This is a genomic window from Colwellia sp. MB02u-6, assembly GCF_014077095.1.
Lineage (GTDB): Bacteria > Pseudomonadota > Gammaproteobacteria > Enterobacterales > Alteromonadaceae > Cognaticolwellia.
In genome coordinates this window covers 103,229-116,086 of the sequence record NZ_JACGVG010000028.1, presented here as the reverse complement: position 1 = coordinate 116,086, position 12,858 = coordinate 103,229, and the positions used below count along the sequence as shown (strand labels likewise).

At 36.2% G+C, this 12,858-nt stretch carries 12 protein-coding genes; 4 read left to right on the top strand and 8 right to left on the bottom strand.

Annotated features, from left to right (window positions below; all coding sequences use genetic code 11):
• Positions 1-169 precede the first annotated feature (169 nt).
• From H4J46_RS05925 to H4J46_RS05915, 3 genes are all read right to left on the bottom strand, one after another.
• On the bottom strand, positions 170-1,858 hold the full coding sequence (locus H4J46_RS05925) for a bifunctional diguanylate cyclase/phosphodiesterase (RefSeq protein ID WP_182232616.1): 1,689 nt from the start codon (positions 1,856-1,858) through the stop codon (positions 170-172).
• 283 nt (positions 1,859-2,141) lie between these two features.
• Positions 2,142-2,321 (bottom strand): hypothetical protein, encoded by a 180-nt coding sequence (locus H4J46_RS05920; protein ID WP_182232615.1) that lies wholly within the window; start codon positions 2,319-2,321, stop codon positions 2,142-2,144.
• 45 nt (positions 2,322-2,366) lie between these two features.
• Positions 2,367-4,139: a CHASE domain-containing protein gene (locus tag H4J46_RS05915; RefSeq protein ID WP_182232614.1), complete on the bottom strand. Its 1,773-nt coding sequence runs from the start codon at positions 4,137-4,139 to the stop codon at positions 2,367-2,369.
• Positions 4,140-4,749: 610 nt separating this feature from the next.
• On the opposite strand from H4J46_RS05915, the gene H4J46_RS05910 reads away from it, so the two are divergent.
• A complete protein-coding gene (locus tag H4J46_RS05910; RefSeq protein ID WP_182232613.1) occupies positions 4,750-5,385 on the top strand; it encodes a phospholipid-binding protein MlaC in 636 nt (211 codons plus the stop codon).
• Positions 5,386-5,567: 182 nt separating this feature from the next.
• On the opposite strand, the gene H4J46_RS05905 is transcribed toward H4J46_RS05910, so the two are convergent.
• The 4 genes from H4J46_RS05905 to rimK are packed head-to-tail and all read right to left on the bottom strand — an operon-like array spanning position 5,568 to position 8,846.
• Complete coding sequence (locus H4J46_RS05905; protein ID WP_182232612.1) at positions 5,568-6,440, bottom strand: mechanosensitive ion channel family protein; 873 nt, start codon at positions 6,438-6,440, stop codon at positions 5,568-5,570.
• 24 nt (positions 6,441-6,464) lie between these two features.
• A complete protein-coding gene (locus H4J46_RS05900; RefSeq protein ID WP_182232611.1) occupies positions 6,465-6,896 on the bottom strand; it encodes an ATP-dependent zinc protease in 432 nt (143 codons plus the stop codon).
• 16 nt (positions 6,897-6,912) lie between these two features.
• The gene (locus tag H4J46_RS05895; protein ID WP_182232705.1) at positions 6,913-7,932 is read right to left on the bottom strand and encodes a succinylglutamate desuccinylase/aspartoacylase family protein; all 1,020 of its coding nucleotides are present in this window, start codon (positions 7,930-7,932) and stop codon (positions 6,913-6,915) included.
• An 8-nt stretch (positions 7,933-7,940) separates the two neighbouring features.
• The gene (gene rimK / locus H4J46_RS05890) at positions 7,941-8,846 is read right to left on the bottom strand and encodes a 30S ribosomal protein S6--L-glutamate ligase (protein ID WP_182232610.1); all 906 of its coding nucleotides are present in this window, start codon (positions 8,844-8,846) and stop codon (positions 7,941-7,943) included.
• 136 nt (positions 8,847-8,982) lie between these two features.
• Here rimK and H4J46_RS05885 point away from each other — a divergent pair, with 136 nt between their 5' ends.
• Positions 8,983-9,828, top strand: coding sequence for a LysR family transcriptional regulator (locus tag H4J46_RS05885; RefSeq protein ID WP_182232609.1), 846 nt, complete (start codon positions 8,983-8,985; stop codon positions 9,826-9,828).
• A 583-nt stretch (positions 9,829-10,411) separates the two neighbouring features.
• Here the strand turns inward: H4J46_RS05885 and H4J46_RS05880 are convergent.
• The gene (locus tag H4J46_RS05880) at positions 10,412-10,693 is read right to left on the bottom strand and encodes a hypothetical protein (RefSeq protein WP_182232608.1); all 282 of its coding nucleotides are present in this window, start codon (positions 10,691-10,693) and stop codon (positions 10,412-10,414) included.
• A 249-nt stretch (positions 10,694-10,942) separates the two neighbouring features.
• Between H4J46_RS05880 and H4J46_RS05875 the strand changes: the two genes are divergently transcribed.
• Both H4J46_RS05875 and H4J46_RS05870 read left to right on the top strand, forming a co-directional pair.
• Positions 10,943-11,413, top strand: a complete 471-nt coding sequence (locus H4J46_RS05875; RefSeq protein ID WP_182232607.1) for a hypothetical protein — start codon at positions 10,943-10,945, stop codon at positions 11,411-11,413.
• A 26-nt stretch (positions 11,414-11,439) separates the two neighbouring features.
• Positions 11,440-12,831: a tail fiber domain-containing protein gene (locus H4J46_RS05870; protein ID WP_182232606.1), complete on the top strand. Its 1,392-nt coding sequence runs from the start codon at positions 11,440-11,442 to the stop codon at positions 12,829-12,831.
• The last annotated feature ends 27 nt before the right edge of the window (positions 12,832-12,858 follow it).

Sequence of the window (12,858 nt, the reverse complement as noted above, 5' to 3'; positions counted from 1 at the left end):
AGGAGTAATAAGAACGCTGATTGAGCAGACTTATCGCAAAATAAAATCAGTAACTTAACCTACCTACAGCTTGGAATCAGATTAAGTTTTTGGGCACGTAATTGCAAACTAAATCTTGGACTCAAAGCGCTTAAATAAAAGGTAACCGTGAGTAGGGCAGTCAATGGCATTAGAGATATTTTTTCTCAATACATCGAGTACTTAGCGGTTTAGAAAAAAAGTAGCCTTGTGTGCGCTGAATATTAAGTTGTTGGCATAACCGTAAATTATCTTCATTTTCAATACCCTCTGCGACAATATTTAACCCTAAAGAATGCAGCATAGCGGTAAGGCCATCTATTAAGGCCCTTGTTTTTGGCTCATTGGAGGCAAGCATTAACGATTTATCAATTTTAACGGTATTAATGGGAAAATTTTGTAAATGTGATACTGACGAAAACCCAGTGCCAAAATCATCTAATGCAATATGGCAACCTAACTGGCTAATTGACTCGATAACCGCAATCGCTTGACTACTGGTTTCAAGTAAAGCAGTTTCAGTTAGTTCAAATTCTATCAGTGCTGGTGGTACCTGATATTTTTCTATTATACTTTTGATGAAATTGATCAGTGTTTTATCAGCCAATTGTACGCTTGATAAATTAATGGCGATGGATAATGCTTTGTTGTTGCGTAAATTCCATATTGATATTTGATATATGGCTTTAGCTATCACCCAGCGACCAATATTAATAATGGCACGAGAAGACTCAGCGATAGGTATAAAACTATCTGGAAAGTGTAAGGTGTTTTGAAAGTTCCAGCGTATTAATGCTTCAAAGCCGGTGATTTTTGATGTTGCTGTGTCAACTATAGGTTGGTAATGTAATATAAATTCATCGCGGTCTAAAGCACCTACTAAATTAGCTTCAATTTTGTATTGTTCTAAAAACTGATTTTGCATTTCTGTTTCAAAATAGCATATTTGATTTCGACCTAATTTTTTCGCGCGATACATGGCAATATCGGCATATTTAAGTAATTCATTGGCGCTGACGCTATTGTCAGGGAATATGGCAATACCAATACTTGCGGCCATTTTTATTTCTATACCTGAAATATTAAATGGCTCATCAAAACAATTCAATATCCGTTGGCTTACCCTAGTTACATTGTCTATAGATTTTAAGTGGTTTAATATTATAGAAAATTCGTCACCACCTACGCGTGAAAATAATTCATTTTCACGCGTGCACTTGTAAATTCTATTGGATACTTGTTTTAACAATAGATCGCCAATATCATGACCATGGCTATCGTTAATGAATTTGAAATTATCAAGGTCGAATAATATTAAAGCTAATTTAGCGTCATCACGAGGTTGTTGTGTAATGTTTAAACGTAATGCCTCTTCAAATGAGTAACGATTAGTTAAGCCAGTTAATGAGTCATGTTCTGCTAGCTCTCTCGCTTCTTGGTAACTTTTATAAAGTTTTCTCTCTAATTCAAAACGTGCTTGAGATTGTAGTATTGCACGTCGTAACCTTGATGAAGTTACCTCTGATTTAAGTAAAAAATCTTGAGCACCATTTTTTATGCATTCTAGCGCTAAATCTGACTCTTCAGAATTACTCAGCATAATAATGGCAACAGAGTGATCTACTAAAGCGCCACGTAACTCTAGTAATAATTCAATGCCGTCACGTTTAGGCATGCGGTAATCTAATAAAACCACATCAAATTTTTCAGCTTTAAAGGCTGCTAAGCCTTCATCTACTGACTCAGTTTCAACAATATGACAGTCGCTATTAGCTTTATTTAATGTTCTTATAAGGTGTTCGCGATCAACAACGTCGTCGTCAACAATCAAAATATTCAAATTTTATCCTTCTCGTGATCATCACGGTAAAAGTACTGCTGATTTGTTTAACTTCCTGGGAAAAAAACTATTTACCCATAGCCTTTGACCTTTACGATTTATAAAAAACCGTCTATCACTTGATCTTTGATAAAGTAGCCCACAATATTTTTTTGGTAGCTGGCGGAAATATCTTTATCTGATTTAGCTGTGGTGAAAAAAATAATACTATCGTCTCATTGTGGGTCTTGACAAATTTTTTCTAAAACTCTGAGCCATTTAAACGCGGCATTTGTAAATCAAGCTATATAATATAAGGAGAGGGTACAGCGCCGCTGCGCAGTAACGCTAAGTTGTGTAGGCCAAGTTGCTCTAAAATGGTGTTACCTAAGCACAATTCGTTAAAGGCACGCGTTATAGATATAGCATCAACATCATGATCTTCACTTAATAACAGCCTTACTTCTTTTTGTTGTTCAGTCATTTTATCCGTTATCCGTTTATCTGGTTTAATGCCAGTATTGCGTTGTTATATTTTTGTTGTAATGGGCCATAAAATCACTATGGCGGTGCCTCTAATACCATCGGAGTCAATCGTTAAACTGCCACCGTAATATTCGATTGTTTTCTTTGATAATGACAAGCCCATACCACTGCCTTCAACTTTATCTCTGGGTCGTAAAGTTTGAAACATCTCTAACGCCTTTTCAAATAATTCGCGTGGAATACCCGGGCCGTCATCTTGTACAATAATATGGTGCATATTGTTGATTTTTTTATATAATACGTTAATTTGACCCGTGGGTTTATCGTGGTGTTTTACGGCATTTGAAAGGAGATTTCGTAGTATAATTTCTAGTGGTGTTCTAGGTAAAAGTAAGGTCTGCTTTTCTACGGACAAATTAAAGCTTGTTGGGTGATCTAATAGACTAAAAATCTCGTTAGCTATAATTGCTAAATCAAGTTCTTGAGGTCTATATTCATGTCGGCCAATACGCGAGTAGTCGAGTAAATCGTCTAGTAACCTATTCATTCTGTCACTGCGGCTATTAAGCAATTTTAAATGTTTTTTGGAGCCCTCAGGTAATAGGCTTTCACAATCCTCAGTGATCCAGCTGGCTAATTTTTTTATGGCATTTAAAGGTGATTTCAAATCGTGGGAAGCTACATAAGCAAATTGTTCAAGATCTTGGTTTGAACGAATCAGACGTTGAGTACCAATTTTTAGTTCTCGAGTAATATCATCAGCATAGGTTAATGCTTGCTTGTTTGCTCTTGAAAGTACAATAAACAAGGCAAGTATCAAAAGATCAATGACAATACCGCCCGCTAATATGAAATAGGGTTGATTCGAACCTGAAGCCTCACGAAAGAATAAATTTGAACTAACAATAAACTTCCATTCTCGGCCATAGAAATTAACATCGATATGCTTAATAAAGAGTGGATTAGCGTCTATTTCAATACTGTCGGTATTATTTATATCATTATACAATGACTTACCATCGTCGCTAATATCCAATGAAACATGGCGTTGTTCAACAGCTAAAGTGCCAGAAATAAGTTTAGACATAATAAAAGGTGCATAGGCCACGCCTTTTATCGACGCTTGGCGAGTACTTACTGAATTGTGTGGTAGACCTTTTTTATAGAAAGGGGCATAAAAAAGAAACCCAGGCGTTTGTTTTGCGTCTTGTACTAGGGTAATTGGTCCGGTTAATTGTGCTAAACCTGTATCTCTGGCTTTTTTGACACCCATGTATCTATTTTTTTCAAAAGCTATATTTAAGCCCAAAGCCTGTTTATTTGTTAAGTGCGGCTCAATAAAGGTAATTGGCCAAAGTTCTTGATCGGCATATAAGGGGTGAATGCTAAAATTTGGTCGGCTTTTTTGCTGCTGTAGAACAAAGTTATTACGTTGGTCAAACTTAACATTATAAATTAAGCCTATGCCATTGATGCCAGGGTAGGCTTGGTCTATTCGCAGGCTATTACTGTAGTTTTCCCATTGCTGGTCAGTAATATTACCTTCGCTAGCATCAACATGAGCGACAGCGCCCCATAGGGCGTGCTCATATAGTTGCATTCTTTCTTTAACAAGTTCTATAACGTGCAAAGACTCACGCTCAAAACGTTCAGCTACTTTTTTATTAACCTGCACTGAAGCAATGTACCATGCCCCAATAGTTAATATGGTTGAAAGTATTAATATTAACCAATGTATACCGTGAAATCGACTTGCAGCAATTAATTTTTGTCTTTTTATATCAGCATGCGTCACTTCTATCGCGCTATTTTTCATTAATTGTATCTCGATGTGTTGTTTTAAATACCTAAGATAAATATAACGACCTATCCTTGGTGCTAAAAATTAATACATATAGCTCAACAATCTTTATTGATGTTAATTTAAATATTTGCTAAAAATGATCACTTAAGCGAGATTAGTTAACGTTAAAGCATAACACTGAAAAATTTCAGGGTGACGAGAACAATAACAAGGCTAACTGTGCATTAAGATAATATATAAATAATTGGATTACCAGAACATTGCCACTATAACCTAAGACGTTAAAGTTATTAACAACCTAAACTGTGTTTTTTTTAAACAACTATTGAGTCAGGTAAATATTATGAAAATATAAATACGGGTAAAGTAAATTTAAAGTTCATCAATAGTAGATTTAAATGAATAATTATTAATGCATTATAGAAAGTAAAAGCTAGTTTTATGTTTTTTTTAATTGTTAACCTTAACCTTAACCTTCAAAAGAAAGAGTGGTTAATATTTTTGTTACCGCGAAGAGTTTAATTAATTTATTTGATTAGTTTGCATAAATTAATGCGCTTGCTAGCTTGATATGAATGGCTATAATCGTAGTTATATACTATTTATTGAGTAATGAAATGAAATGACAAGTAAATGTACTAACAACATTAATTTAATCAGTATTGTTATTTTCACCATAGCACTTTTAATAACAGCGACTGTTTTTGCCTCCCCTGACGATGCTAAAGCTAAGGTCAGGCAGATATTTAGTCAGGTTGAAGGATCGCTAATTAAATTAAAGCAAACTGAGACCTTAACCAAGGCTAATATTAGAGAGGTGTTAAACCAGTATTTATTGCCCGAAGTCGATACCCGATACTTTACTTATAAAATATTGAATAAAAATTTGATTAAGGTCCCTGAAGAACTCATAGAGCCATTTATAGTTGAGTTATCGTTACAGCTCATCAACACTTATAGTAATTTATTAAATAAATATGATAATGAAGTGATTAATATCGGCGAAAGTACAATCTCTAAAAGTGGTAAAATGGCGATGGTTGATATCACCATTGTTGGCAGGACTAAAACCAATAAAGCCGTGGTTAAATTATTACAGTCAACGACACAGGGCTGGCTTTTCTTTGATATTGAAGTTGAAGGAATAAGTTTATTGCAAACAAAACAAGCAGAAATAAATACCAGTTTTAATAAATTGGGCATAGAAGGTACTTTGCTACAATTACAGAAAATTAATCATAAGGTCGTTGAGGGTTAATTAACGCTAAAAGTTAACAACGATAATTAGCTATTAAACACTAATGAAATTAATTTAATTAAGCCCTGAATTTCATTAAGTTATTGTCCACTTTTGCTCGTTAAATACACTAAGGTAACCGTATTATTAATTACAATAGTCGGTTGTTGAGCGACAATATTCATCAAAGTAGTATTGTTGTGTTAGCTGTTAATTATCTTTAATGAGCCATCAAGGTGTATGTCTCGTTGTGGATATGCCACCACAATATTTTCTTGTTCAAATAATTCTTCCAATCGAAACCTTACGTTGCTTTTTGCAATTCTTAAACCACTTTCCACTCTTGAGTTGACCCAAAAAGTGACTTCAAACATTAAGGCATTATCACCAAAGTCGTCAAAGGTGACTAAGGGTTTAGGCTCTGCTAGCGCCTCAGCCTGTTCTGTGGTTGCTTGCATAATCAAGCCCGCAACTTTTTTGGCTGGCGAACCATAGGCGACACCAACTTTAACCGAACATCTGACAAACTGGTCTACTAAGGTCCAGTTAACGACAGTGTTTTCAAGTAACTTGCTGTTAGGTATTAATAAGTGTACACCGTCTACTCGCTTTATACGGGTTGACCGGGTGTTAATTTCTTCCACTAGGCCTTTGGAGTCTTCAATTTCTAAAAAATCGCCAATACGAATAGGGCGCTCCCACATTAAGATCCAGCCACTAATAAAATTATTAATAATATTTTGTGCGCCAAAACCAAAGCCGATAGCAATGGCGCCAGACAAAAAAGCAAAAGCAGCAATCGGCACATTCATAAAGTCTAATATGCTGATCATAATAATGGTTATCGCAATGACATATAAAATTCGTTCCACTAAGTGAATTATATTAGGGTCAGTTTTTTTTGTTGTTAAACGACTACTGATTAACTTAATTAGCCATTTGGTTAACAATATACCCATAAAAATTATGATGGGTATAAAAAGAATATCGCCTATCGTGATAGGTTGCTCTGATATCGTGATAACAATATGAGAAAGTATCACTTTCGCTTGTTCTATAGTCTGTTCAATAGTCATCCTAAAACCTTAATAAATTGTATATTATGAATTTACAAAGGCTTTTGATGGGTCTATAAGAAACCTTTCACCAATTGCCTCGCGACCAAATAACATTAAGTAACTCATATCTGAGCGGTCAGTTAAGGTTATTTCAATCGGCCAAAGTTCACTACCTAATTTTACCAGTGTTGATATAACATAGCGTTGCTCTGCGGTACCATTTGAAGATTTAACTCTTCTAATGTCATGAATAGGGGCTTCACAAGAAACCATATTCTCAAGATTATAGACATCAGGGTGCAGGTCAAAGCGCACCATCACCTTACCATTTTTTTTAAATTTTTTAATGTTATCAACATGTAGAGAAGAGGTTTTAGCGCCTGTATCAACGCGTACTTGTATATCTGTTATCGCTAAGTCAGGGAGCGTAATCGTTTCCAAACTACCGATAATTATTTTTTGTTTTGTGGTCATATCAGGTTACCCTATTTTAAACGCTGTTCTCTGGTAATAGGTTGTCTTGAGCACTCTCTATTTGCTCAAATATATGTTTGTCATCTTCTTCAAAGTAGGCAATATGAAACATAGCTTCACCTTCTTGTACTAAAGGAATATTTTGCTGACCAATTAATATGCCAGATCTACTCGCTTTAACCACATCAATAATTTCGCCATACGGGCTGCCAATTTCTGCCAATACATCACCTTTCTTTATTTGTTCACCTAAACGTACGCGATGATTAACTATGCCACTGGCGTTAGCCCGTAACCATTGACTGCTATTAGCCACAAAGGGTGCGATGATTTTTTTGCGGCTTGGTGAAGCTTTACGCATGCCTAAATGTTTTAATACGTTAGTAATGCCTCTCATGCCGGCGCGAATTGAAAACTCATCAAAACGTAGCGCTTCTCCTGCTTCATAAAGCAATACTTTAGTTTTATGCTTTACCGCCGCGTCTCTTAATGAACCATCAATAATATTTGAATTTAATACCACAGGAACGCCAAATACCTGCGCAAGTTCTTTGGTTTCCGCACAAGATAGATCTGCTCTAATTTGTGGTAAATTTGAACGGTGAATTGCCCCTGTGTGAAGATCAATGCCGTAATCACAATGTTTAACAATTTCATTAAGAAAAATATAGGCTACGCGCCCAGCCAGCGAACCTTTCGCTGAGCCAGGAAAGCAGCGATTAAGATCTCTTCGGTCAGGCATGTAGCGACTTTGGTTCACTACGCCATAAACGTTCACCATAGGAACTGCTATCACTGTTCCTTTGGTAATTTTAAATTTATTTTCGCTGATTAATCGCCGAATAATTTCAATGCCATTTAACTCATCACCATGCACCGCAGCACTAACAAAAATAGTAGGCCCAGGCTTTTTTGAACGAATAATATGTACAGGTAAAGAAACGTCCGCATCTGTATATAACTTGGCTACAGGCAAGTCTATCTTGCGTTGTTCGCCAGGTAATATCACAAATTCACCTATTTTTAATGGATCCATCATTACCGTTATCCTTTACCACGAGTTTTATTGCTGTTTGGTTTGGCATTTTTTTCTAAAAATTCAAAAATCATACCGGCAATGTTTTTACCTGTTGCGGTTTCTATGCCTTCTAAGCCTGGAGATGAGTTTACTTCCATCACCATAGGGCCATTTTTGGAGCGCAGTAAATCTACTCCACACATATTTAAACCCATGGCTTTTGCCGCTTTAATTGCTGTTTCTCGTTCTTCTTTTGATAACTTCACCACTTCAGCACTACCACCGCGATGTAAGTTAGAACGAAATTCACCTTCTGCACCTTGACGTTTCATGGCGGCAACCACTTTGCCACCGATAACTAAACAACGAATGTCAGCACCACCGGCTTCTTTGACAAATTCTTGTACTAAGATGTTAGCTTTTAAACCCATAAAGGCTTCAATAATTGACTCAGCAGCTTTTGCAGTATCAGCTAAAACAACCCCGATACCTTGCGTGCCTTCTAATAATTTGATAACAACAGGTGCGCCACCAACATTTTTAATTAAATCTTTGGCATTATCAGGTTTACTGGCAAAGCCGGTACGCGGTAAGCCAATGCCTTTACGTGATAATAGCTGTAATGAACGCAATTTATCGCGAGAACGACTAATAGCCACAGATTCATTGATATTAAAAGTGCCCATCATCTCAAATTGTCGCGCAACCGCAGTGCCGTAAAAGGTAATAGAAGCACCGATACGAGGTATAATAGCATCATACTTAGGTAATTCTTTACCATGATAACGTACAGCTGAATGGCTACTGGTTATATCCATATAGCAATGCAAAGTATCAATAATATCCACCTCATGTCCCATTGCTTCGCCTGCTTCTTTTAAACGTCTGGTAGAATAAAGATTTTTATTCCTTGATAATATTGCTACTTTCATAAGGGCTACCGGTTCATTTCACTTTTATTATTTAAAGTGATGTAAATATTGAACTAGAGTGTATAGTCAGCTCCTAAAATAATAAAACGCAATATTTTGACCAGTTTAATCAAAATATTTGATTAAAGAGGGTTTTATGAAATTTGAATTATTAACCACATTTTTGGAAGTAAGCCGAACATTACATTTTAGAATAGCCTCGGAAAATCTTTTTATTACTCAGTCTGCGGTCAGTGCGCGTATAAAGTTATTAGAAGATGATCTGGGTGTTTTGCTTTTTGATCGTAGCCATAAACATTTAAAGTTAACGACTGAAGGTCTTCGACTCATAAAACATGCCAATGAAATTCTTTTTATGTGGCAAAAAACCAAGCACGATGTCGGTGTAGCCGTGCATGATGCGCAGCAACTTGCCATCGGTTCGTTAAATTCTATCTGGGATATTGTTTTACAAGTTTGGTTGCAAAAAATTCATCGTAATTTAGACAGTGTTAGTTTATTTACTAGTACCTATTCGCCAATGGAGTTAAGAAAAAATGTTATTGGCCGAGTGGTAGATCTGGCGTTTTTATTTGAACCACCATTTATCGAAGATTTAGTCACTGAGAAAGTAGCCACAGTGCCACTGCACCTAGTAACCACAGATCCCGATCACATTGAAGGCATGCATGTCGATAATTATATTATGGTGGATTATGGTGAGTCGGTAAATACCCAGCATATGCGTGAATTTCAGCATGCTCCTCCCGCAAAACATTTTATGAGTCAGCCTCGCATCGCCTTAAATTATATTTTACAAGCGGGGGGAGGTGCACACTTACCTCGGCAAATGACGTTTGAACATCTTGAAGCAAATAAGTTGTTTGTTATTGAAAGTGCGCCGGTTTATCATCGTGAAATATTTGCCGTGTACCTAGCGAAAAGTCAAAAAACTGAAGTTATTAAGCAAGTGATAGGTTTATTTCCCAACATACATTTTTAGCACAATTAATTTTATAAAATAGATTGTTGGCTTGTCGCTCATGGTTGAAAAACCAATACAATTTTAACTCTTAACGGGTAATAGGTTTGTTTTTTTAATAGGAAAATAGACAGGCTAAAAGTGTTTTACTCGGATAAAATAGAGTCTACTTTAAGGCCCAAGTGCCTTGAAATGATGGTTAAATAATCCACTAAACCTAGTGAGGCATCACTTAATAAAATCTACATACCTTCAAAAGCGCCTGATGAAAAGCTATTCAATACTGCAAAAATTAATAGTATAAACCCAAACATTATACCTAAGATAACAAGTTTCATATCGATGATAATCGCGCAGATTGAGTGGCAAAACTATTTATCTTTAGTCAAAAAATTATTTGTTCTCAAATAAAAGTAATTTTTAAGAGCAAGTCTGATATTGCACTCGATAAAATTAATACCCAAGACGAATGGATTAATTGAGTTTGACTGTCTTATGTGTTGCCTTAAATAGTTGAATAGGTCATTAGTCAACATTATGAATTACCACCTCTGCACATAGCGCTTAGCCTAACTAAGTGCCTTGCCTAGAACATCACACGAAATTAACCAACTGGATCAGAGTCATCTATATCATTGTCAGGTAATTCAGCATCTTCATTGGTATTGGTTCTGCCGATGTCAGAATCATCTAGATCATTGTCAGTTAATCCATCGTTTTCATTAGTATCATTGTTAGTTCCACCAAGATCAGAATCAGCTAGGTTATTAGCAATAGTTTCAGTATTTAAATCGACAGCAGGGGGTAAGGACAACGCTTTTTCGTCATTCCCACAAGAAATAAGCATAAATAACATTGAGCAATAAAGCATACATTTATAAAACATAAGAAACCTTGTTATTAAATAGTTAATTTAGTTAATTATTAGTTGCAAAAATTAATATGTGGTTAAAAATAAAACTTATAGTTGAAAAAATAAAAAAAATGTCTATTATCAGAATACTGTAGTTTCTGCTTTTTCTGATTTATATAATCTTATATTATTAATTCAATATATGCAATTTACAGAAGTAGTGTTTTCATGCAATGAGAACGTTTGTGTATAAATAATAAAATAACCTGAAAGGTCACCAATATGAATAGCAAACACATTTTTCTATTGTCAGTTATAAGTTTACTGCTTAATTCACCTTTAGTGATGGCAACTAATCAGGTTGAAAATACAAACACAGAGAATGCAACTAATCGAATTGCTAATGAAAACTTTAGTGGTACTTATATCAGTTTTACTAACCCCAAAAACGTCTTTGCCTCTACGTTAACCATAGTAGGCCCTAATGGTTTTTCTTTCAGTGAATCGGGTGATATTGAGCTTCCCAGCATTGAATTATCCGCTTTTGGTGCATTAACAGATGGTTTGTATACCTATCAGTTAACAGCTGCACTTTCCGAGCAGTTGGTTATGGCAACTCATCAACCTTTGAATAATGGCCGAGGTGAGAATGAACGTAAGCAGTTACATAAAGCGATTAAACAAAGTGGCCATTTTTATATTGAATCAGGTGAAATTAAAAACTTTGCTACTCAGACCCATTCAGTTGAATAATAAATTTACTAATCAAGAGGTATAATATGAAAAATATAAAAATTAGATTAGTGAAAGCGCCCGTTATCGCACTCATCAGTATTGCCGGATTGAGTAGTTTTTCAGTACTAGCTGATCAACAAATACTGGACGATTTAGTTGTTACTGGTAGTATTTGTACTGGATTTGATTGCGTCAATAACGAAAGTTTTGGTTTTGACACCCTAAGGCTCAAAGAAAATAATCTCCGGATAAAGTTTTTAGATACCAGTTCTTCGAGTTCATTTCCGACTAATGATTGGCAAATCACTGTTAACGACTCCGCCAACGGTGGCCTCAATAAATTCAGTATTGACGATATTGATAGCGGCTTAATACCATTTACTATTTTAGCTGGTGCACCAGCAAACAGCATATATGTCGCTAGCAGTGGTAATTTTGGATTAGGCACAGCAGCGCCACTAGTTAATCTGCATGTGCTTGGTAATAACACGCCAACTATTCGCTTAGATCAGGATACTAGTGGTGGTTGGGCGGCACAATCTTGGGATCTTGGCGGCAATGAAGCAGGCTTTTTCATTCGTGACTTTACTAATGGCTCGACTTTACCCTTTAGAATCTTACCGAATGCACCTTCTAACAGTCTTTATATTGCAGCTGATGGTGACATCGGTTTTCAAACCAGCACACCAGATGGTCTGTTAGATATTGCACACCCTAGCAATGCCAATAACCATGCATTTTTAGTCAGCCCTTTAGGTGATGTGGGTGTTAATATTGACAATGGGTTTGCGCCTAATGGCTTATTTGACATTCAAACAACTGGTGGTTTATCTCAGTTTACGGTCAACACTAACGGTAACATCGGTGTTCAAACAAGCACACCAGATGGTCTGTTAGATATTGCACACCCCAGCAATGCCAATAACCATGCATTTTTAGTCAGCCCTTTAGGCGCTGTCGGTATTAATATTGACGATGGACAAGTGCTTAATGGCTTATTTGATATTCAAACAACTGCCGGTTCATCTCTATTTACGGTCAACACTAACGGCACAATCGGTGTTGGTGTTTCAAGTGTTGACCCCTCAGTAAATGTACTTGAGTTTGCCAACAGTGCACGCTTGACAACAGGCGGGGTATGGACCAATGCATCAAGCCGTAAATTAAAAAATAATATCACTGATATTAGTGCCGAGGTTGCACTTAATACGATTAAAGCGCTTAAGCCTGTTACTTTTACCTACAAAATTGAGCCAACGGAAAGTTATGCGGGTTTTATTGCCGAAGATGTACCTAAAATAGTTGCCACTAATGGCCGGCAAAGTCTAGCGGCAATGGATTTTGTTGCGGTACTCACCAAACTGGTGCAAGAACAACAAAAAGCAATAGAAAATTTGCAGCACCGTGTCGAGCAATTAGAGCAAAGTAAAAAATAAGATAACAGTTGCTTGCACTTTATCTTT

Coding starts and splice junctions, on each gene's coding strand:
- H4J46_RS05920 (WP_182232615.1), bottom strand. CDS start 2,321: ATGACTGAACAACAAAAAGAAGTAAGGCTGTTATTAAGTGAAGATCAT.
- H4J46_RS05915 (WP_182232614.1), bottom strand. CDS start 4,139: ATGAAAAATAGCGCGATAGAAGTGACGCATGCTGATATAAAAAGACAA.
- H4J46_RS05910 (WP_182232613.1), top strand. CDS start 4,750: ATGACAAGTAAATGTACTAACAACATTAATTTAATCAGTATTGTTATT.
- H4J46_RS05905 (WP_182232612.1), bottom strand. CDS start 6,440: ATGACTATTGAACAGACTATAGAACAAGCGAAAGTGATACTTTCTCAT.
- H4J46_RS05900 (WP_182232611.1), bottom strand. CDS start 6,896: ATGACCACAAAACAAAAAATAATTATCGGTAGTTTGGAAACGATTACG.
- H4J46_RS05895 (WP_182232705.1), bottom strand. CDS start 7,932: ATGGATCCATTAAAAATAGGTGAATTTGTGATATTACCTGGCGAACAA.
- rimK (WP_182232610.1), bottom strand. CDS start 8,846: ATGAAAGTAGCAATATTATCAAGGAATAAAAATCTTTATTCTACCAGA.
- H4J46_RS05885 (WP_182232609.1), top strand. CDS start 8,983: ATGAAATTTGAATTATTAACCACATTTTTGGAAGTAAGCCGAACATTA.
- H4J46_RS05880 (WP_182232608.1), bottom strand. CDS start 10,693: ATGTTTTATAAATGTATGCTTTATTGCTCAATGTTATTTATGCTTATT.
- H4J46_RS05875 (WP_182232607.1), top strand. CDS start 10,943: ATGAATAGCAAACACATTTTTCTATTGTCAGTTATAAGTTTACTGCTT.
- H4J46_RS05870 (WP_182232606.1), top strand. CDS start 11,440: ATGAAAAATATAAAAATTAGATTAGTGAAAGCGCCCGTTATCGCACTC.